The sequence below is a fragment of the Streptomyces sp. NPDC090127 genome (assembly GCF_044746945.1).
Classification (GTDB): Bacteria; Actinomycetota; Actinomycetes; order Streptomycetales; family Streptomycetaceae; genus Streptomyces.
Window position 1 is genome coordinate 566,939 of the sequence record NZ_JBIVDE010000004.1, and the last position, 19,911, is coordinate 586,849.

18 protein-coding genes and 1 other RNA gene are annotated in these 19,911 nt (G+C 75.0%); 10 read left to right on the plus strand and 9 right to left on the minus strand.

Features of this window, described 5'->3' with window-relative positions; all coding sequences use genetic code 11:
• Nucleotides 1-200 precede the first annotated feature (200 nt).
• Nucleotides 201-524 carry a nuclear transport factor 2 family protein gene (locus ACIPPS_RS18125; protein WP_401432679.1) on the minus strand — a complete coding sequence of 108 codons (324 nt, stop codon included), beginning with the start codon at nucleotides 522-524 and terminating at the stop codon, nucleotides 201-203.
• A 110-nt stretch (nucleotides 525-634) separates the two neighbouring features.
• Between ACIPPS_RS18125 and ACIPPS_RS18130 the strand changes: the two genes are divergently transcribed.
• Nucleotides 635-949, plus strand: a complete 315-nt coding sequence (locus tag ACIPPS_RS18130) for a MazG-like family protein (protein WP_401432682.1) — start codon at nucleotides 635-637, stop codon at nucleotides 947-949.
• A gap of 137 nt (nucleotides 950-1,086) precedes the next feature.
• Nucleotides 1,087-1,269: a hypothetical protein gene (locus ACIPPS_RS18135; RefSeq protein ID WP_401432685.1), complete on the plus strand. Its 183-nt coding sequence runs from the start codon at nucleotides 1,087-1,089 to the stop codon at nucleotides 1,267-1,269.
• A gap of 29 nt (nucleotides 1,270-1,298) precedes the next feature.
• Here the strand turns inward: ACIPPS_RS18135 and ACIPPS_RS18140 are convergent, their stop codons facing one another.
• Nucleotides 1,299-3,041: a putative Ig domain-containing protein gene (locus ACIPPS_RS18140; protein ID WP_401432688.1), complete on the minus strand. Its 1,743-nt coding sequence runs from the start codon at nucleotides 3,039-3,041 to the stop codon at nucleotides 1,299-1,301.
• A gap of 395 nt (nucleotides 3,042-3,436) precedes the next feature.
• On the opposite strand from ACIPPS_RS18140, the gene ACIPPS_RS18145 reads away from it, so the two are divergent.
• Together ACIPPS_RS18145 and ACIPPS_RS18150 are read left to right on the plus strand one after the other, a co-directional pair.
• Entirely contained in the window at nucleotides 3,437-6,547 is a 3,111-nt protein-coding gene (locus tag ACIPPS_RS18145) for a LuxR C-terminal-related transcriptional regulator (RefSeq protein WP_401432691.1), read from the plus strand.
• An 87-nt stretch (nucleotides 6,548-6,634) separates the two neighbouring features.
• Nucleotides 6,635-7,561 (plus strand): glutaminase, encoded by a 927-nt coding sequence (locus ACIPPS_RS18150; RefSeq protein ID WP_401432695.1) that lies wholly within the window; start codon nucleotides 6,635-6,637, stop codon nucleotides 7,559-7,561.
• A gap of 146 nt (nucleotides 7,562-7,707) precedes the next feature.
• Here ACIPPS_RS18150 and rnpB read toward each other — a convergent pair.
• An RNA gene (gene rnpB / locus ACIPPS_RS18155) (RNase P RNA component class A) lies at nucleotides 7,708-8,106 on the minus strand.
• 77 nt (nucleotides 8,107-8,183) lie between these two features.
• Here rnpB and ACIPPS_RS18160 point away from each other — a divergent pair.
• Both ACIPPS_RS18160 and ACIPPS_RS18165 read left to right on the plus strand, forming a co-directional pair.
• Nucleotides 8,184-8,951: a MerR family transcriptional regulator gene (locus ACIPPS_RS18160; RefSeq protein ID WP_401432698.1), complete on the plus strand. Its 768-nt coding sequence runs from the start codon at nucleotides 8,184-8,186 to the stop codon at nucleotides 8,949-8,951.
• A complete protein-coding gene (locus tag ACIPPS_RS18165; RefSeq protein ID WP_401432701.1) occupies nucleotides 8,948-9,979 on the plus strand; it encodes a hypothetical protein in 1,032 nt (343 codons plus the stop codon). Before ACIPPS_RS18160 ends, ACIPPS_RS18165 begins: the two co-directional genes overlap by 4 nt.
• On the opposite strand, the gene ACIPPS_RS18170 is transcribed toward ACIPPS_RS18165, so the two are convergent.
• Complete coding sequence (locus ACIPPS_RS18170) at nucleotides 9,930-11,372, minus strand: RNB domain-containing ribonuclease (protein ID WP_401432704.1); 1,443 nt, start codon at nucleotides 11,370-11,372, stop codon at nucleotides 9,930-9,932. The two genes, ACIPPS_RS18165 and ACIPPS_RS18170, sit on opposite strands and share 50 nt — an antisense overlap.
• Before the next feature lie 97 nt (nucleotides 11,373-11,469).
• Here ACIPPS_RS18170 and yaaA point away from each other — a divergent pair, with 97 nt between their 5' ends.
• Complete coding sequence (yaaA, locus tag ACIPPS_RS18175) at nucleotides 11,470-12,237, plus strand: peroxide stress protein YaaA (RefSeq protein WP_401432707.1); 768 nt, start codon at nucleotides 11,470-11,472, stop codon at nucleotides 12,235-12,237.
• 108 nt (nucleotides 12,238-12,345) lie between these two features.
• Nucleotides 12,346-12,978: a bifunctional 4-hydroxy-2-oxoglutarate aldolase/2-dehydro-3-deoxy-phosphogluconate aldolase gene (locus ACIPPS_RS18180; protein WP_401432710.1), complete on the plus strand. Its 633-nt coding sequence runs from the start codon at nucleotides 12,346-12,348 to the stop codon at nucleotides 12,976-12,978.
• Nucleotides 12,979-13,147: 169 nt separating this feature from the next.
• Here the strand turns inward: ACIPPS_RS18180 and ACIPPS_RS18185 are convergent, their stop codons facing one another.
• The 4 genes from ACIPPS_RS18185 to ACIPPS_RS18200 all read right to left on the minus strand — a co-directional run bounded on the left by ACIPPS_RS18185 (nucleotide 13,148) and on the right by ACIPPS_RS18200 (nucleotide 17,139).
• Nucleotides 13,148-13,981 (minus strand): GNAT family N-acetyltransferase, encoded by an 834-nt coding sequence (locus ACIPPS_RS18185; protein WP_401432713.1) that lies wholly within the window; start codon nucleotides 13,979-13,981, stop codon nucleotides 13,148-13,150.
• Between the two features lie 88 nt (nucleotides 13,982-14,069).
• Nucleotides 14,070-15,581, minus strand: a complete 1,512-nt coding sequence (locus ACIPPS_RS18190; RefSeq protein ID WP_401432716.1) for a bifunctional RNase H/acid phosphatase — start codon at nucleotides 15,579-15,581, stop codon at nucleotides 14,070-14,072.
• On the minus strand, nucleotides 15,581-16,324 hold the full coding sequence (locus ACIPPS_RS18195; protein ID WP_401433151.1) for a zinc ribbon domain-containing protein: 744 nt from the start codon (nucleotides 16,322-16,324) through the stop codon (nucleotides 15,581-15,583). The genes ACIPPS_RS18190 and ACIPPS_RS18195 overlap by 1 nt, the downstream gene beginning before the upstream one ends.
• Complete coding sequence (locus ACIPPS_RS18200; RefSeq protein WP_401432719.1) at nucleotides 16,321-17,139, minus strand: Nif3-like dinuclear metal center hexameric protein; 819 nt, start codon at nucleotides 17,137-17,139, stop codon at nucleotides 16,321-16,323. Before ACIPPS_RS18200 ends, ACIPPS_RS18195 begins: the two co-directional genes overlap by 4 nt.
• Before the next feature lie 431 nt (nucleotides 17,140-17,570).
• Here ACIPPS_RS18200 and ACIPPS_RS18205 point away from each other — a divergent pair, with 431 nt between their 5' ends.
• Both ACIPPS_RS18205 and ACIPPS_RS18210 read left to right on the plus strand, forming a co-directional pair.
• Nucleotides 17,571-18,683, plus strand: coding sequence for a hypothetical protein (locus tag ACIPPS_RS18205; protein ID WP_401432721.1), 1,113 nt, complete (start codon nucleotides 17,571-17,573; stop codon nucleotides 18,681-18,683).
• A 35-nt stretch (nucleotides 18,684-18,718) separates the two neighbouring features.
• On the plus strand, nucleotides 18,719-18,856 hold the full coding sequence (locus ACIPPS_RS18210) for a hypothetical protein (protein WP_401432724.1): 138 nt from the start codon (nucleotides 18,719-18,721) through the stop codon (nucleotides 18,854-18,856).
• Between the two features lie 112 nt (nucleotides 18,857-18,968).
• Here the strand turns inward: ACIPPS_RS18210 and ACIPPS_RS18215 are convergent, their stop codons facing one another.
• The gene (locus ACIPPS_RS18215) at nucleotides 18,969-19,910 is read right to left on the minus strand and encodes a 3-oxoacyl-ACP reductase (RefSeq protein WP_401432727.1); all 942 of its coding nucleotides are present in this window, start codon (nucleotides 19,908-19,910) and stop codon (nucleotides 18,969-18,971) included.
• Between the last annotated feature and the right edge of the window lies 1 nt (nucleotide 19,911).

Below are 19,911 nucleotides of genomic sequence, written 5' to 3' on the forward strand. Positions count from 1 at the left end.
GGCTCCGCCCCCGCCCGGGGGGGCACAGGGGTACGCCCCAGCCCGGGGGAGAGGCTCCGCCCCTGCCCGGGGGGCACATCGGTACGCCCGCGGGTGGGGGTACGCCCGCGGAGGCCTGGGGCCCGCGGGGGCCTGGGGCCCGCGGAGGCCTCGGGCCCGCGGGGGCCTGGGGCCCGCGGAGGCCTCGGGCCCGCGGAGCCCTACGCCTGCCCGGTCTCGAACCGGGCGACCTTCCCGTCCTTCACGTCGAACCGCCAGGCGGTCCGCATCTCGCCCCAGGTGTCGTTGCGGTAGCGGGCGACGAGGGCGCGCCCGCCGTCCTTCTCCGACTCGATCTCCATGTGGCCGCGCGAGGAGAAGATCTCCTTGTCGGTCCACTCGTCGACGCTCCGGTCCGAGCCGTCGTCGGACATGGTGGCGTCGGGGGTGAGGACCGCGAAGAAGGCGTCGCGGTCGTTGGCGTTGAGGGCCGCGACGAAGGCACGTACGGCAGGGTCGCTGAGTCTGTCCACGGGGATGGTCATGGCCCTAGCCGTACACCGCGCCGCCCTCCTCGCAGGGGACCCCGGCCAGAGGTGTGGCGCGCGCCGGTGACCGCACTCGGCCACCTGGGCGAGCTGGCAGGCTGACCGCCATGACCGACCCGTGGAACACCATCGACCGGCTCGCCTCCTGGATCTCCGCCCACCACGATCTCCCGCCCGAACAGGACGTCCTGCTGCGGGTCCTGAAGCTCTCGGAGGAGGTCGGCGAGGTGGCCCAGGCCGTCATCGGCGCGACGGGCCAGAACCCGCGCAAGGGGACGACACACAGCTGGCAGGACGTCGAGTCGGAGCTGTGCGACGTGATCATCACGGCGATGGTGGCCCTGCGCACGCTGACCCCGGACGCGCCGGACGTCTTCGCGGGCCACGTCCGGCGGGTCGCGGAACGCTCGCTGGAAGCCTGACCGGCCGGCCCGGCGGCCCGGCGGCCCCGCCGCTGCCGGAGCGGCCGGCGGGCCTCGCTGTCAGTCCCGTACGTCATCCTGGTGACATGCCCCTACCCCGAGCTGCCTGCCCCGTCTGTGGCCGTGCCGTCGCCCTGATGCCCACGAGGAGACTGGGCCACGGCGTGGTCGTCGACCACAAGCGCGAGCGGAAGTCCCTGATGCTGTGCGCCGGTTCGGAGACCCATGTGCCCTTGGCCCACGCGACGGCCTGGCAGCTGGAACTCCACTCCGGTGACCAGGCGGCCCCCGGAGTGGAGGAGACGATGCCGCTCTTCTGACGGGGCGACGGCGTCACAGTGCGGACCTGCTACGACCAGACGGTGAAGGTGACCGACACCGAGGACTTCCTGCCGGCGGCGTCGGTGACCGTCAGGGTCGCGTTGCGGAAGCCCCAGGTGGTCGGGGTCCCGGAGACGACGCCCGTGGAGGCGTTGAGGGAGAGCCCGGCGGGCAGGTTGACGGCGCCGAACGTGTACGGGGTGGTGCCGCCGGTGGCCGTGAGGGCGAGGCCGAAGGCGCGGCCCACGGAGAGGGTCTGGCTGCCGGGGTGGGCCAGGGTGGGCGTGCCGGAGCCCGGGGCGGTGACGGTCCAGGAGAAGCTGGTGGAGCCCTTCTTCCCGGTGGCGTCGGTGGCGGTCACCGTCACGGTGTGGGAGCCGGCCGTGGTCGGTGTGCCGGTGATGGTGCCGGTGGCGGAGGCGATGGTCAGGCCGGCCGGGAGGCCGCTCGCGCTCCAGGTGTAGGGGGCGGTGCCGCCCTCGGCGGTGTTGGTGGCCTCGACCCGGGTGCCGGTCGCGGAGGTCTTCGCGGAGACGGCGCCGACGGTCACCTCACCGGGCTGGGGGGCGGAGGTGACCAGCGAGGCACCGAAGCGGTTCAGGGCCTCGTTGACGGGCTGGAAGATCGTGTACTTCTCCCCCGAACCGCCGGAGCAGGTCGCGCTGCCGCCGCCGGAGTGCAGGCCCACCGCCTTGCCTCCGGTCGCGGTGACGTAGGCGCCGCCCGAGTCGCCGCCCGCGGAGCAGGCGCTGGAGTAGGACAGGCCCGCGATGACCACGTTGCCGTAGTCGACGGTCTGGTTGACCTTGGTGACCTCACCGCACTGGAAGCCGGTGGTCTGGCCGGACCGGCAGACGGCGGTCCCCACGACGGCCTCGGCCGACCCGGTGACGGCGACCTCGCCCTGGCTGCCCTTGGAGACGGTCGGCGACAGGTTCCACCCGGCCTGGTCGACCTCGACGATGCCGAAGTCGCCCTCGGTGGCGTTGACGCTGCCCGTACCGCCCTTGTTGGAGGTGCCGACCCGGGTGCCGTCCTTGCCGTACGCGGCCTGGTTCGCGTCGTTCGTGCAGTGGCCGGCCGTCAGGAACGCCTTGCCGCCGCCTGCTCGTGTGACGGCGAACCCGATCGAGCAGGGGCTCTCGCTGCCGGGGACCCACTTGTCGCCGCCCACGACGTTTCCGCCCTGCTGCCGGGGCGCGTCGCCGGACTCCACCACACGGACCAGGTCGCCCAGAGCGGCGAGGCGGGCGCGCAGTGCGGTGGTCTCGGTCGTGGAGCGGGACGGGTCGACGGTGACGTCGATCCGGTTGGCGCGCCCGTCGGCGCCCCAGGACAGCACGCCAGGAACGTCCTCGGCCCAACTGCCTATGGAGCGGACCGCGTCGTCGAGTTGGACGCGGGTGTGGCGCACGTCGTGGGCGACGGCGCCGGCCCGGCGGGCCGCCGCCGCGTCCGCGGCGCCGGTGACGGCGGCGTGCAGCCGACCGTCACCGGCGTCGAACCACAGTCCGGCCACCCGGTCGCCGATCGTGGCGCGGACGACGGTCGCGGCGGTGGTCGCCTGCTGTTCGGCCGCGATGCGGTCACGGACCCCGTCGGCCGTCAGACCGAGGTCGCGGGCCATGGCGGCCTGGATGTCGGCGGGCACCTGGTGGGCGGGCGAGGCACCGGACGGGGCACCGGCGTGGGCCGGCGCGACGGCCAGTCCGGCCAGCGCCGCCGCGGCCACGAGACCGGCCAGGGCGGACCGGCTGCTTGCAACGCGCATGGGGCGTTCCTTTCGGCGATGAAACCGCTGGGGCCGCCGGTGGAAGGGGGGTTTCACCGGCCGGCCGGGACGTTCCGGGAAGCGGGGTGCGGGGAGGGCACGGGTGGGACCGCTGTCCCGGAGGGCCACAGCGTCATCGCACGAAGTCGGCCTGGGTATCCGGGCGTTCCCTTGCGTCACCGGCGCCGGAATCCGGACACCGGGCTCCGGGTGGAGCCGTGCGGACGCCTGCCGCTGCGCCGGCGGTTCGCCGACGGACGCGACAGAACGGGACGTTGCGGGTGGCGAGGGGGGGCGGCGGACGACCGGACGGGCATCGGGGGTATCCCTTGCGTGCCTGCACACCGGGATCGACGGCCTTCCGGGCCGGAAGGGCGGCAACTACGGTGCCCGGTATGAAGGGACCCGGGGTACCTGAGTTCGCGCCAGGCGCGGCCACCGAAGGCTGGGCCGCGCTGGTGGCCACGGCCTCCGGCCTGCTGGAGCGGCACGGGACGCTGGCCGTCTCGGCCCCTTGGGGCGCGGGCAAGACGACGCTGCTGGACAGCCTGGAGGAGGCCGGCCGCGCAGCCGGACACCGCTGCCTGCGGGTGACCACCCGAGAGGGCGACCAGGAAATCCCGTACGCGGCGCTGGCGCAGATACTCGACGTACGGGGCGCCCTGGCCGGCTCGGCGGGGTGGGCCGGCATGGCCGGCTCGGCGGGGTGGGGCGGCATGGCCGACTCGGCGGATCGGGGCGGCATGGCCGACTCGGCGGGGTGGGACGCCAGGGCCGCCTCAGCGAGGCCCGGGCCGTGCCTGAGTCCGGGTCCGGGTCCGGGTCTGGGTCCGGGTCTGAGTCCGGGTCCGGGTCTGAGTCCGGGTCCGGGTCTGAGTCCGGGTCCGGGTCTGAGTCCGGGTCCGGGTCTGAGTCCGGGTCCGGACCCGACCCCTCACCCCGCCTCACCCGACCCGATCCGCCGGAGCGCCCCCGCGGGCACAGCAGGACGAGTCGGCCTCGCCCGCGTCCCGGCGGAGGCCAGGCTGTGGCTTCAGTGGGCGCTGGCGGACCTGTGGGCCGACGGGCCGCCCGCCCTGCTGGTCCTCGACGGTGCCCAGTGGATCGACCCCGCCAGCGCCGACGTCCTGGCGAGCTGCCTCGCCCACGCCCCCGCCGGCAGGACGGCGGTCGTGGCCGCCGAGCGCACCGCGAGCCACCCGGCCCTCGCGGCGCGGCTGCTGGGCGGGCACCCACCCGTGATCCGCGTACCGGCGGCGGACCTCGAGGAGACCGCCACGATCCTGGAGCGGTTCGCGCTGCCCGCCCGCTGGGCCGCGCCCGTGCACCGCTACTGCGGCGGCCACCGGGGTCTTCTGGCCACCTGCTGCCGCTCCCTCGCCGAGACCGGCCGCGCGTCGGCCGACAGCGCCGCCGCGCGGGCCCCCGGCAGTCCGGGGCGGCCCCGGGAGGTCCGCGAACTCGCCGCGACCTGGCTGGCCACCACGTCCGACGCGGTGCGCTGGACCCTGCAGATCGCGGCCCTGGCCCGGTCCCCCGACGCCGACCTGCTCCGCCAGGCCGGCTGCGCCCAGGCCGAGGACCATCTCGACCAGGCCCTGCGCGCGGGTCTGTTGGCACCCGACGACACGGCCGGGGCCCTCGGCTCCCCGCCCGCCCGCACCCGCTTCGCGGCCGAGGCACTCGCCGAAGCCGCCGCTGTCAGCAGCACGGCCGGACAGCGCCGCCGCCACCATCAGGCGCTCGCCGACGCCGTCCACGACCCGGTCCAGCGCGTGCGCCACCGCGCCCTGGCCCAGGCCGGCACCGACCAGGCCGTCGCGGAGGACACCGCGCACGCCGCGTCGATCGCACGCGCGGCCGGTGAACGGCTGCTCGCGGCGGAGCTGATGCTCCTCGCCTCGCGCCTCACCCCCGCCGACCGCCCCGGCCCGCGCCTGGACCGGCTCGCCCGAGCCGCGCAGGACGCCGCCGCCGCGGGCTCCGCCGACCTGGCCGAGGAGGCCGCCACCCGGATCGCCGAGGACCGCGGCAGCCCCGCACAGCAGGTGTCCGCGTGGCTGGCCGTCGCCGACGCCCGCGGTCAGTGCCTCGCCGAGTCCACGTCGCTGCTCGCCACCGCCCGCAGGACCGCAGGCGGCGATCCGGCGCTGCTCGCCGCGATCGAGCTGCGCAGCGCCGTCCAGGCCAACGTCGCCGCGGGTGACGCCACGCTCGCCCTCCACCACGCCGACACCGCGGCGTCGCTGGCCCGCCGTTGTGGCGACGCGCCTCTGGAGGCGGCCGCACTGACCATGACCGCGCGGATGGAACGCGTGCTCGGCCGGTCGGAGACCGCCTCGGCCACCCTGACGGCCGCGCTCGCGCTCGCCGTCCCTCCGCAGCGCATCGGCATCCGTAACAGCCCCCAGTACCTGTCCGCCCGTCACGCCGTCTTCGACGGCCGTCTGGGCGCGGCCCGGACCGCCCTCCTCGAGCTGCTGCCCGCCGCCGAGTCCTCCGGTGAGGCCGAGGACCTCGTCGACATCTGGCGCAGCCTCGCCGAGGTCGACTCCGGCCTCGGCGCCTGCCGCCGCGCGCTGCGCTGGTCGGTCAAGGCGGTCGAACTCACCGCCGCCGCCGGCCTCTCCCCGGGACCCGCCTGGTACACCGCCGCCCTCGCACACAGCCACGGCGGAACCTTCGCCCAAGCCCTGCGCTACGCCGCCCAAGGCGTCCGCGCCTCCCGCGAGGAACACGACACCCTGCACACCACCCGCGGCCTGTGGATCCTGGGCGCCGTCCACCTCCACGTCGGGCAGGTCGAGGAGGCGGTCACGGCTCTGTCCGAGGTGGCCGAACTCGAAGCCCACGCCGGAGCGGCCGACCCCGCCATCCTGCGCTGGCAGGCCGACGCCGTCGAAGCCTTCGCCTCCTCGGGCCGCACGTCACCCGCCCACCACCTGCTGGACCGCATGCAGCGGTCCGTGGGGCCGCACCCCGGCCACGCGGCGCTGCGCGCCGCCCTCACCCGGGCCCGGGCCGCCTGTCTCCACCTCGACGGCAGGAACGACGAGGCGGTCGAACTCCTCGACGACGCCGGCCGCGCCTTCCGCCGCCTCGGCCGCCCCGTCGAGGAAGGGCGCACCCACCTGGTCCGCGGCCGCGTCGAACGCCGTCGCCGCCGGGCCGCCGCGGCCAGGACCGCCTGGGAGACGGCGCGCGCCGTCTTCGAGGACGCCGAGGCCCGGCCCTGGACCGCGCTCACCGACCGTCACCTCTCCCGGCTGACCGGCCGGCCCCCCGTCCCCGACGCCGCGGCGGGCCGCGCGGCGCAGGACGGCCCGACGGCCCTGACCGAGCACGAACTGCGGCTCGCCGGGCTGGTCTGCGCCGGCGCCACCAATCAGGAGGCCGCCCAGCAGATGTTCGTCTCGGCCAAGACCGTCGAATCGACGCTGAGCCGCATCTACCGCAAGCTCGGTGTCCGCAACCGGACCCAGCTCACCGCCACACTGGCCCCGTGAGGCCACTCTCTTCACACGGTGTCGGCGGTGAACCCGCCCGCCGGGGCGGTGGCCCGCTCCACCGCACCCCGACCTGAGGAACCCCTCGTGGAAGACGCCCCCCTCGACTATCAGAAGCTGCTCGAACAGATCGCCTCCGACGTCGCCCCCCTGGTCGGCAGCGGCACTCCGGCCGAGTACATCCCGGCGCTCGCCGGGGTGGACCCGGACCAGTTCGGCATGGCGATCGCCGGCCTCGACGGGACGGTGTACGGGGTGGGGGACTGGCGGACGCCGTTCTCCGCGCAGTCCGTCACCAAGGTGTTCGCGCTGGCCCTGGCCCTCGCCGAGGGCGGCGACAGCCTGTGGGAGCGGGTGGGCCGGGAGCCGTCCGGCAACCCGTTCAACTCGCTGGTGCAGCTGGAGTACGAGAACGGCGTGCCGCGCAATCCGTTCATCAACGCGGGCGCGCTGGTGGTCACGGACCGGCTGCAGACCCTGACCGGTGACGCCAGCAGCGAACTGCTGGCGTTCCTGCGGGCGGAGAGCGCCAACCCGGAGCTGGGGTTCGACGCCGAGGTCGCCGCCTCCGAGCAGGCGCACGGCGACCGGAACGCGGCCCTGGCGCACTTCATGGCGTCGTACGGCAACATCGACAATCCGGTGCCGGACCTCCTGGAGCACTACTTCTGGCAGTGCTCCATCGAGATGAGCTGCGCCGATCTGGCGCTGGCCGCCCGCTTCCTGGCCCGGCACGGGCTCCGTGCGGACGGTTCCCGGTTGCTGACCCGCAGCGAGGCGAAGCAGATCAACGCGGTGATGCTGACCTGCGGGACGTACGACGCGGCGGGCGAGATCGCCTACCGGGTGGGCCTGCCGGGCAAGAGCGGGGTCGGCGGCGGGATCGTGGCGGTGGTGCCGGGCCGGTGCACGATCGCGGTGTGGAGCCCCGGGCTGGACGCGCACGGCAACTCGGTCGCCGGGGTGGCGGCCCTGGACCGCTTCACCACCCTGACCGGACTGTCCATCTTCTGACCCGGACCGCCCCTCGCGTGCCCCGGACCGCCCCTCGCGTGCCCTGGACTGCCCATCTTCCGACCCGGACTCGGAGGCGGCTTCGCCCCCGACGCGCGAAAAAGGGCCCCTGGCCCAGGTTTTCACTGGTCAGAAGCCCTATGAGGCAGACGAGCCGAGCTGTACGCCGGGTTCTGTCCCCCGGGACCTCGCGGTCGTCGGGGTGACGGCCATCCATCTAGGGCCGGCGTTGCCGCCGGCCTCGTGCGGTCTACCCGCGAACTCGGGCGGGCAGCCCTCGAACGTTCGCGCAGGGACGCCGAGGCGTCCCCTCTTGACCTTGCTCCGGGTGGGGTTTACCTAGCCGCCTGAGTCACCTCAGGCGCTGGTGGTCTCTTACACCACCGTTTCACCCTTACCGAGGACCGAGGTCCCCGGCGGTCTGTTTTCTGTGGCACTGTCCCGCGGGTCACCCCGGGTGGCCGTTAGCCACCACCCTGCCCTGTGGAGCCCGGACGTTCCTCGGGAGGATCCGAGGATCCCCACGCGGCCGCCCGCCCGGCTCGTCTGCCGTGCCGACCATGCTACCCGCCGCACCGCGTCGGCTTGACCTTGTCGCAGCGTCAGGGTTTGTACTGGGCTCATGCGAATCGGCGAGATCGCCGCGCTCGTCGGGATCACCCCGCGGGCCGTGCGGCACTACCACCATCTCGGGCTGCTGCCCGAGCCCGTACGGCGGGCCAACGGCTACCGCGAGTACGGCATCCGCGACGCCGTCCTGCTCGCCCGGATCCGGCGCCTCACCGAGCTCGGGCTCGGGCTCGACGAGGTCCGGGACGTGGTCGCCGACGACGAGGGGCGGGAGCTGGTCGAGGTCCTGGAGGAGCTGGACGCCGACCTCGGGCGGCAGGAGGCCGTGATCCGTGAGCGGCGGGCGCGTCTCACCGACCTCCTCGGGGAGGCGCGGGCCGGACGGCTGCCCGCCGAGGGGCCCGTATCGGCCGACCTCGCCGGGCTGTTCGCGGGCCTGGGCGAGGTGCCGGAGTCCCCGATGGCCGCCAAGGACCGCGAGCTGCTCGCCCTGCTCGACACCGTGGCACCGGACGAGGAGCGGTCGCGGCTCATCGGCGCGATGCGCTCCATGACCGAGGACCCGGAGGTCGTCGCCCGCGCCCACGACGTGTACGCGCGGCTCGACGCCCTCGCCGACGCCGACGCCGACGACCCGCGCGTGGCGGAGGCCGGACAGGCCCTCGCCGACTGTCTGCCGGACTCGCTGGCCGCGCTCCTCGGCGAGCAGGACGTCCTGCCGCAGGGGCGGCTCACCGAGGCCTTCTTCGGCGACTTCTCCCCCGCCCAGTCCGCGGTCGTCCACCTCGCCCTCCGGCTGGTCCGGGAGCGGGACCGGTGACCGCCGTGATCCGCCTCCTGCGCGGGTTGTCGTACGCGTTCCTGCCCGCCGAGCTCGTCCTGCTGGTCTGTCTCGTCGCCGGGGTACGGATACCGCCGGCCGCCCTCGCTGTCGCCGAACTCGCCGGTCTCGCCCTGCTCCTCACCGGGAGCGCCGTCTTCCTACGGCTGTGGCGGCGCGGGGGTTCGGCCCGGCAGGCCCTCGGGGAGCTGGTGCCCGAGCCCGTGCTGCGGCTCGTCGGTCACGAGCTGCGGCTGATGGCGAGCCTGGTCCGCTGGGTGGGCCGGCGGCGCGTCGGCGTACGCCCCGGCGACCAGGTCTTCCCGCACGCCCGCGATCAGGCCGCGCTCCTGTACGGCTTCGCGTTCGTCTGCCTCGTCGAGACCGTCGGCATGTCGTACCTGCTCGCCGACTGGCCCGTCGCCCACGCGATCATGCTCGTCGTGGACGTGTACACGGTGCTGTTCGTCCTCGGGCTGCACGCCGCCTCCGTCACCCGTCCGCACCTCCTCACCGCCGACGGGCTCCGTCTGCGGCAGGCCGCGCACGTCGACCTCCTCGTGCCGCTCGACCGGATCGCCTCCGTCCGGTACGAGCTGGTCTTCTCCCACGAGAAGAAGGAGGGGGAGCTGAACCTCGCCGTCGGCTCACAGACCTCCCTCACCATCGAGCTGACCGAGCCGGTCGACGCGCCCCGCTTCCTCGGCGCGCCCCGCCCGGTGCGGATCGTGCGCTGCCACGCGGACGACGCCCGGACTCTGTACCGCGCGCTCTCCCAGGCCGTCGCGGCGGCAGCCGACGCGGGGACAGCCGTCGCGGCGGCAGCCGACGCGGGGACAGCCGTCACGGCGGCAGCCGACGCGGGGACGGGCGTCGCCCAGCCGGCCGACACACGGACCGCCGTCGCCCAGCCGGCCGACACACGGACCGCCGCCGCGCAGCCGGCCGACACACGGACCGCCGCCGCGCAGCCGGCCGTCACGCCGGTGCGAACCGGACCTTCGCCGACCCCGGGTCCGCCTGTGTGAGCCGGACCCGCAGCCACTCGCCGAGCGGCAGCCGGGTCGTACCGCCCTCGATCCGGGCGACGACCGCGGGATCGTCCAGGTGGACGGTCCCGACGGCCGGTTCACGGTCCTTCACGTCGATCACGTACGCGTCGAAGATCTCGCCGATCCGCCCGGCGAGCAGCGCCGCCTCGACGATGTCGACGGACTCGCGCTCGAGGGTGTTCGCCCGCCGCGATCCGGTCGCCATCTCGTCGGGGAGCGCCGGAAGAGCCGCCCGCACCCACTCCGGCGGCTCCTCCCCGGCCACGGCGGAGACGCACAGCTCGCCCGCGTACCGGTCGACGAGCCGGCGCAGCGGCGCGGTGCAGTGCGTGTACTCGTCGGCGACGGCCGCGTGGACGGCGGGCGTCGGCACGCTGCCGTCGGTGAAGACGGAGTAGCCGGCGCCGCGCAGCAGGGTCGTGCACTCCTGGAGGAAGGCGGCGTGGCGCGGGTCGGCGGGGTCGACGGAGCGGACGACGTCCGCGTACGAGACGTGGTGCGGCCACTCGACCCCGAGGGCCTGCGCGGAGCGGCGCAGCCGGGCGACCTCGCCGACGGGCGCGGTGGGGAGCGTGCGCAGGATGCCGGTGCCGGCGGCGGTCATGAGGTCGGCGGCGGCCATGCCGGTCAGCAGCGAGATCTGCGCGTTCCAGCCGTCGACGGGCAGGGGGGCGCGGTAGTGCAGCGCGTACGTGTGGTCCTGCTCGACGATCTCCTGCTCGGGCACGTTGAGGGAGATCCCGCCGCGTTCCGCTTCGAGGGCCTCGCGGAGCCGCCCGACGTCCCGGAGCAGCGCGAGCGGTTCCTCGGCCGTACCGGCGTCGATCCGCCGCTGCACGCCCGCGTAGTCGAGCTTGGCCCGGCTGCGGACGAGCGCGCGCCGCACGTCGGTGGCGACGCGGCGGCCCTGCGCGTCGAGGTCGATCCGCCACAGCAGCGCGGGGCGGGGCTCGTCGGGCAGGAGGCTCGCCGCGCCCTCGGAGAGGACGGCGGGGTGGAGGGGCACCTTGCCGTCGGGAAAGTAGAGCGTGAGGACCCGCCGGTGGGCCTCGGCGTCGAGCGCGGAGCCGGGCGTGACGAAGGCGGCGACATCGGCGATGGCGTAGTGCACGCGGTAGCCGCCGTCGGCGCGCCGGGCGAGGTGCATGGCCTGGTCGAGGTCGGTGGAGCTCGGCGGGTCGATCGTGAAGAAGGGGAGGTCGGTGGCGTCGTACCCGGGGAGCCGGGGCGCCTTGGCCGCCGCCTCCGCCTCGGCGAGGACGGCGGGCGGGAAGCTGTCGGGGATGGCGAGCTCGGTACGCAGTGCGCGCAGGGCGGCCCGCAGCGGAGCCTCGGCTGCGCCGGTCACATGAAGGTGGCGGCGGGGCATGGACCGAGCGTATGGCGGGGGAGGGTGCCCGGCACTTTGTAGGCTGAACGCCCTGGGGCCGCACCCCCAGCCCCTGGTCGTACGAAGGAGAACCACCGTGCTCGTGCTGTTGCCGCCGTCGGAGGGTAAGGCCGCGTCGGGGCGCGGGGCGCCGCTCAAGCCGGAGTCCCTGTCGCTGCCGGGCCTTGCCGGGGCACGGGCGGCCGTCCTGGACGAGCTGGTCGAGCTGTGCGCCGCCGACGAGGAGAAGGCCCGTGAGGTGCTGGGGCTGAGCGAGGGGCTGCGCGGCGAGGTCGCCAAGAACACGGAGCTGCGGACGGCCGGCGCCCGGCCGGCCGGCGAGATCTACACCGGCGTGCTGTACGACGGGCTCGGCCTGGCCACCCTGGACCCGGCGGCAGGGAAGCGGGCGCGGGCCTCTCTCCTGGTGTTCTCGGGGCTGTGGGGCGCGGTCCGGGTGGGCGACCGGATCCCGTCGTACCGCTGCTCGATGGGTGTGAAGCTGCCCGGGCTCGGCGCGCTGGTCGCGCACTGGCGCCACGCGATGGCGACGGTCATGCCGGAGGCCGCCGGGGAGGGACTCGTCCTGGACCTGCGGTCCTCGGCGTACGCGTCGGCGTGGAAGCCGAAGGGCGAGGTCGCGGCCAGGACGGCGACGGTACGGGTGCTGCACGCGCCGACGCGCAAGGTGGTCAGCCACTTCAACAAGGCGACGAAGGGCCGGATCGTCCGCAGCCTGCTGGAGGCCGGCGCGGCCCCGAAGGACCCGGCGGAGCTGGTGGTGGCGCTGCGGGACCTGAAGTACGTGGTCGAGGAGGGCGCCAGGGCGGGGGCGCTGGACGTGCTGGTGGACGAGATCCACTAGTCGCCCCCAAGGGGCGCGCGATGCGCGGGAGACCGACACCCCAGGGAGCGTGTTGCGCCCTGCGCAACGATCGTTGCGCAGGTTGTCGCGTGCGGGCAGGATGGGCCCATGACCTCCGCGCTGCCCTCCGTTCTCGACCTCGCCCCCGTCGTCCCGGTCGTGGTGATCGAGGACGCCTCCGACGCCGTACCGCTGGCCCGGGCCCTGGTCGCGGGCGGGCTGCCCGCGATCGAGGTGACCCTGCGGACGCCCGCCGCGCTGGACGCGATCCGGGCGATCGCCGCCGAGGTCCCGGACGCCGTCGTCGGCGCGGGCACGGTCATCTCGCCGGCCGGCGTCGCGAACGCGGTCGGGGCCGGGGCCCGGTTCCTGGTCAGCCCGGGCTGGACCGAGGGGCTGCTGGACGCCATGCGGGCCTCCGGCGTGCCGTTCCTGCCTGGCGTCTCGACCACCTCGGAGGTCGTGGCGCTCCTCGAACGCGGGGTGGGCGAGATGAAGTTCTTCCCGGCCGAGGCGGCGGGCGGCGTCCCGTACCTGAAGTCGCTCTCCGGCCCGCTCCCCCAGGCCCGGTTCTGCCCGACCGGCGGCATCTCCCTGGACTCGGCCCCGTCGTACCTCTCGCTGCCCAACGTGGGCTGCGTCGGCGGTACGTGGATGCTGCCCGCCGACGCCCTCGCGGCCCGCGACTGGGCCCGGGTGGAGTCGCTGGCCCGCGAGGCGGCGGGCCTGCGGGCACATTGAGCCTGCCGCTCGCCCCTGCCGGTTCCGGCGGGCCTGGCTCCCGACCCGGTTCCGGCGGGGCCTGGCTTCGCGGCCCGGTTTCGGCATGCCTGGCTTCCCGGCCGGCCCCGGCGGGCCTGGCTTCCCGGCCGACTCCGGCGGGCCTGGCTTCCCGGCCCGGTCCCGGCGGTCAGGAGAGCGTCAGGCCGACGTGGTCCGTCACGGGGCGGTACCCGAGCCGCCGGTACAGCGCGTTGCTCGTCGGGTTGGCCACGTCCGTGAAGAGCAGGACCTGCTCCGCCCCCGCGCCGAGCGCCGCACGGCTCACGGCCGTGGTGACGGCGCCCGCGTAGCCCCGCCCCCGCCGCCCGGCCGGCGTGAAGACCGGTGAGACCCGCGCCTGGCCCGCGACGACCCGCGAGACGCTCGCCATCGACACCGGCCCGTCCTCGTCCGTCTCCCAGAGGTGGAGGCGGCCCTCGGCGACGCGCGGCTCGATGTTCGGGGTGAAGTCGACGTCGCCGTCCTCCCCGATGTCACGGGCGAACTCCCGCATCCACCCCACCGCGAGCGGGATGTCCCCGGCGCCCGCCACCCGCGCCCGGCCCGGCGGTCCGGGGACGGGCGGGACGAGATCGCCGAGCCGGTGGAGCCGCATCCGGCGCGTGGTCGTCCAGCCCCGCCCGGACCCCCGGCACAGCTCCCGTACGAACGCCTCGGCCGTCTCCCGCTCACCGCGCACCGTCGCCACCTCGGCCCTCTCGGGCAGGACGTGCGCGAGGGCGCGGGCGGCCACCACCGGCATCGGGCCGAGCGCCGGCTCGTGCGGCAGCGTGCGGAGGAACGCGCCGGTGACCCGGCCGTCCGGCTCGGTCCACCAGCCGTACCGCGCGTCGGCGACGGGCCGTCTGCGGGCGCCCTCGCTGAGGGTGAGCAGCACGGTGTTGCGCGCGGGGTCGGCGGCGAAGTGCTCGTCGGCGGCCGCGCGGAAGACGGCGGCGTCCTCGGTGAAGTGCCAGGTCATGCCGACGATGGTGCTACGCGAACGGGTGCGGGGCCACGGAATTCCGCGGCCCCGCACCCGTTCGTCGCCCGGCTCCGGCGACCTGAGGTCACCTCAGGTGCGAGGTGTCGTTCAGGAGCCGTACGGAGGCGTTGCCGTCCGCGTAGTACGCCACCGCCGACAGCGAGGCCGCCGAGAGCTCCATCCGGAACAGCGACTCCGGCGGGGCGCCGAGGGCGAGCCGCACCAGGGTCTTGATGGGCGTGACGTGCGTGACGAGGAGGACCGTACGGCCGGCGTAGGCGGCGGTCAGCCGGTCCCGGGTCGCCGAGACGCGGCGGGCGACGGTCGCGAAGCTCTCGCCGCCGCCGGTCGGGGCGGCCTTGGGCGAGGCGAGCCAGGCGTCGAGGTCCTCGGCGTACCGCTCGCGCACCTCGGCGAAGGTCAGCCCCTCCCAGGCCCCGAAGTCCGTCTCGCGCAGCCCGTCCTCGACCCGTACGTCGAGTCCGAGGCGGGCGGCGACGGCCTCGGCGGTCTGCCGGCACCGCTTGAGCGGTGAGCTGACGATCTCCTGGATCGTGCCGCGCGCGGCGAGCGCGGCGGCGACGGCGTCGGCCTGGCGCAGCCCGGCGGCGGACAGCACGGGGTCCGTGCCCCCGCTGCCGGAGAACCGCTTCTCGGGCGTGAGCGCGGTCTCCCCGTGCCGCAGCAGCACGAAGGTGGCGGGGGCACCCATGTCGGGCGAGCCCCATCCCGGGGCGGCACCGGAGGTCCCGGTGCCCCGGTCGGCCCCGGAGGTGTGCACGCCCGCCTCGGCCTCGAAGTCACCGCTCGCCGCGGACTCCTGCTCGGCGGTCGCGGCCGTGGCCAGCACGGCGCGGGCCTGGGCCGCGAGGGTCTCGTCGGCGGCGAAGAGCCCGTCGTCGGAGCGGTCGGCACCGGTACGGACACCCCCACCGGCCCCCGCACGCGACGCGGAACCGGGCTCCGTGCGCGACGCTGGACCGGACCCCGTACGCGTACCCGTGCCGGCAGTCGCTCCCGTACCCGCCAGCGCCGCCCTCGCGCGGGCCGCGCCCGCCGTCGCGTCGCCGGGCGGACCCGAGGGCGCGGCGGACGGCGCCGCCGACGCGTTGCGCGCCGCCGAGGTGTCCAGGGCAGCCGTGGACGCCGACGGCTCCCACTGCCTGCCGCGCTTGCCCGCGTCCATCGCCTCGTTGGCGAGCCGGTCCGCGTGCTTGTTCTTCTCGCGCGGGATCCATTCGTAGCGGACCTGGCTCGCCGGGAAGACCCGGGCCGCCTCCGCCGCCAGCGGCTTCATGTCCGGGTGCTTGATCTTCCAGCGGCCGGACATCTGCTCGACGACCAGCTTGGAGTCCATCCGGACGTGCACCTGGGCGTCCGGGAAGAGCTCGCGCGCCGCCTTGAGGCCGGCCACCAGGCCCTTGTACTCGGCCACGTTGTTCGTCGCGACGCCGATGTACTCGGCGCGCTCGGCGAGGGTCTCGCCGGTGACCGGGTCCAGGACCACCGCGCCGTATCCGGCGGGCCCCGGGTTGCCCCGGGAGCCTCCGTCGGCCTCGACGACGACCTCGCGGGCCACTCCGCTCCTGGCCGTCATTACAGGCCGGACTCCGACGTGCGGACCAGGATCCGGCGGCAGTTCTCGCAGCGCACCACCGTGTCGGCCGCGGCCGCGCGGACCTCGTTCAGCTCGGTGATGTTCAGCTCGATGTGGCAGCCCTCGCACTTGCGCTGGTACAGCCGGGCCGCGCCGACGCCGCCCTGCTGCTCGCGCAGCTTCTCGTAGAGCTTGAGCAGGTCGGCCGGGACGGAGCCGGCCACCAGCTCGCGCTCCTTGCCGACCGACGCCGCCTCGCCGTCGAACTCGGCCTGCGCCGCGTCGCGGCGGGCGATCGCGTCGTCGGTCTTGGCCTGGACGGAGGAGGCCCGCTCGGTCAGCTCGGCGACCCGCTCGGCGGCGGACTCGCGGCGCTCCATGACCTCCAGGACGATGTCCTCCAGGTCACCCTGGCGCTTGGCGAGCGAGGTGAGCTCGCGCTGGAGGTTCTCCAGGTCCTTCGGGGAGGAGACGGCGCCGGAGTCCAGCCGCTGCTGGTCCCGTACGGCGCGCTGGCGCACCTGGTCGACGTCCTGCTCGGCCTTGGTCTGCTCGCGGGCGCAGTCGCTCTCCTCGGTCTGCGCGGCGACGAGCAGGTCGCGCAGCTGCGTGAGGTCCTTGGTCAGCGACTCGATCTCGGCGTGCTCGGGCAGGGACCTGCGCTTGTGGGCGAGCTGCTGGAGACGGACGTCCAGGGACTGGACGTCGAGGAGTCGGATCTGGTCGGCGGGCGCGGCGTTCAGTTGGGGGCTCCAGGGGAGGTGTGATGGGAGGACCAGGGGTCGGTGACCGTCTTCGAGACGTGGACGCGCAGGTCCCAGCCGTGGCGGTCGGAAATCTCGTCGAGCTGGGCGGCTGCCTGCTCGCACCAGGGCCACTCGGTGGCCCAGTGGGCGGCGTCGACCAGGCCGATCGGCGCGTGCTGGGTGGCCTCGGACACGGGGTGGTGGCGGAGGTCGGCGGTGAGGAAGGCGTCCACGCCCGCGGCGCGGACGGCGTCGAAGAGGCTGTCGCCGGAGCCGCCGCTGACCGCGACACGGCGGACGCTCGCCCTCGGGTCGCCGGCGACCCGGATGCCCTGCGCGGTGGCGGGCAGCCGCTTCGCGGCGCGGGCGGCGAACTCGGCCAGCGTCTCGGGGCGGTCCAGCTCGCAGATCCGGCCGAGGTTGTTCTCGGGGACCAGGGGGCCGGTGACGCGGAGGCCGAGGGCGCCGGCGAGGGCGTCGGAGACGCCGGGGTCGGCGGTGTCGGCGTTGGTGTGCGCCACGTGCAGGGCGATGTCCTGCTTGATCAGGGTGTGCACGACACGGCCCTTGAAGTGGGAGGCCGCGACCGTCGTCGTACCGCGCAGATAGAGGGGGTGGTGGGTGACGATCAGGTCCGCGCCGAGCGCGATCGCCTCGTCCACGATCTCCTGGACCGGGTCGACGGCGAACAGGACACGGGTGACCTCGGCGTCGGGATCGCCGCAGACCGTGCCGACGGCGTCCCACTGCTCGGCCCGCTCGGGCGGCCAGAGGGCGTCGAGCGCGGCGATGACTTCAGACAGGCGGGGCACGAGGGAAAGGCTACCTGGCCCCCGTGGTCCGCCGTCCTGCCTGTGGACAACCACGGGGCCGCCGCTCCCCCGCCCCTTCGTCCCCCTCTTCCGGCGGCGGTCGCACCGGGACCGGAAGATCAGCCCTCCAGATGGGTGGGGACGCCACCGGCCCCGGCTCCGAGAGGGCTCTCCGGAGGCGCGGGCGACGACCCGCCGCGGGACGGCGACGATCTCCGTTCCGCCGCGCGACGGCCCCGGCGTGCGACGTTCACGACGGCGCCCTCCGCGGAGGGCGCCGTCGCCCGCGTACCCCCCGCCTCTCCAGCACACCCCGCCCCCTCGCCTCAGCAGAATCGATTCACGGCCACCCTTATGTGTGAAGTGACCGGGCTCGTGTTGTTCGGCAGGAAGTGCGAAAACTAGCTTCGGTGGCCGGAGGTGACGAGTCGATGACAGCCTGTGCCATCGAGACAACGACGGACGGCGGCGGCGCGGCGGTGCGGCCGGCCCGGTTCACGATCACGGCGAACGGGGCGTACGCGGCGCGCCTCGCCGGCACGGGGGACGCCCTGTACGCGGAGCGCTGGACGCTCGACGGGCCGGAGCCGTACGCCGTTCCGCTCCCGCTCGACCAGCCCGAGGAAGCCCACACCCAGCTGCTGCCGCTCGCGGACGGGCGAGTGCTGATCGCGCGCCGGGTGGACGGCCACCGGAACACGTTCTCCCTGCTCTACCCGACGGGCCCGGGCACCGGGCAACTGCCCCTGGGCGCTGTCGAGGCCGAGGAACTCGTCCTCCTGCCGCCCTCCCCCGACGGCATCTGCGGCTACGCGATGTGCGTCGGGGCGGACACGACGACGATCTGGCTGGTGGCGGGCGGGGCCTTCGGGCCCGAGCAGGTCGCGGAGGTCAAGGGCCGTTGCACCGGCGGCGTCTGGCTGGACCGTACGGGACGGATGCTGGCCCTCGACCGGTGCCTCGACGGCGGTCCGGTGAAGGCGGTCGCGGTCGACCTGGAGCGCGGGGGCGAGGTGACGCCGCTGCTCCAGATCACCGAGGAGAGCGACGACCGGCTGCTCATGGCCGACCCGGACAGCGGGCTGCTGCTGATCCGCTCCGACGCGCCGTCGCCGGGGCGCGACCGGCTCGGCTGGGGAGTGCTCGGCAGTCTGCTGCCGATCCGCTTCCCCGAGTGCCTTCGGCTGGACGACGCGGCGGTGACGCCGTTCGCCGTGCAGCCGGGGCAGGTGCTGCTGCCGGAGAGCTGCTCGGTCGCGCTGCGGATCGACGCGGCGGCCGGGAGCTGGGTCGGGATGTGGCAGCCGACCGGCCGCCGGATGCACCACCTGGCCGCGCCCGCGGGATGGCTGGCCGGTTCGGGCCTCTGGACGCCGGAGGGCGTGCTGCGGCTGCCGTACGCGACGCGGGACGCGCCCTGCGGGCTCGCGGGGCTGGCCGTGCCGCCGGATCCGGAGCCGGCGGCGGTCACGGTCGAGCCGCGCGTCTGTCGCCCCGTACCGCTCCAGCAGGCTCCCCTCGCCGACCGTAAAGCCGCTGGCTAGAATTTCGGCCGCACGACAACAGCGATCATTACGGGGTGAGTTCCACCATGTCGGAAGCGCGTACGGACGGGACGGAGTCGGAGGGCTCCGGAAAGCACCGCGGCGAGGCGGCGCCGACGGAGGACTCCACGTCCTCCCCGCACGGCCGCCACCGCCGGGACGCGGAGCGGTAGGCAGCACCACTCGTCCAAGACCGAGCGACGGCAGCGGCCCCGGGGGTGTCCCCGGGGCCGCTGCCGTCGCTCCACCACCTCGCGCCTCAGCCCCGCTCCACCACCCCGCGCCTCAGCCCCGCTTCAGCCCCAGGACCTCCGACGCGGCGAACGTCTCGCCCGGCGGGCGGTCCGCGTAGTGCGGGGACAGCAGCCCGTCCAGTTCCTCGTACGTGAAGGCGTCCTTCGCCGTGTCGAACTTCGCCGACACCTTCGGCCGCTCCACGATCGCGACCATGCCGCCGTGGACGACGAGCAGCTGGCCGTTGACGGCCGCCGCCGCGGGGGACGCCAGATAGCCCACGACCGGTGCCACGTGCTCCGGTGCCAGCGCGTCCAGCTCCCCCTCGCCCGGCTCGGCGAAGCCCGCGAAGACGTCCTCCGTCATCCGGGTACGCGCGCGTGGGCAGATCGCGTTCGCCGTGACGCCGTACTTCGCCAGGGCCAGCGCCGTCGACGTCGTCAGGCCCACGATCCCGCCCTTGGCCGCCGCGTAGTTCGGCTGGCCGGCCGAGCCCGCGAGGAACGCCTCCGACGAGGTGTTGACGATCCGGCCGTACACGCCGGACTCCCCCGCCTTGGCCCGCCCCCGCCAGTGCACCGCCGCGAAGCGCGTGGTGGCGAAGTGGCCCTTCAGATGGACCCGGATCACCGAGTCCCACTCCTCCTCGCTCATCGAGAAGACCATCCGGTCGCGCAGGATGCCCGCGTTGTTGACCAGGATGTCCAGCTTCCCGAACTCGCCCACCGCCAGGTCCACCAGGCCCCGCGCGGTCGCGAAGTCGGCGATGTCGCCCAGGTGCGCGACCGCCCGGCCGCCCGCCGCCCGGATCTCCTCGGCGACCTCTTCGGCGGGGGCAGCGGAGGCCGCGCCGGAGCCGTCGCGCCCCGGCTGCCCGTAGTCGTTGACGACCACCGCGGCGCCCAGGCGGGCGAGTTCCAGCGCCTCGGCGCGGCCCAGCCCCCGGCCCGCGCCGGTGACGATCGCGGACAGCCCCTCCAGAGGGAGTGACATC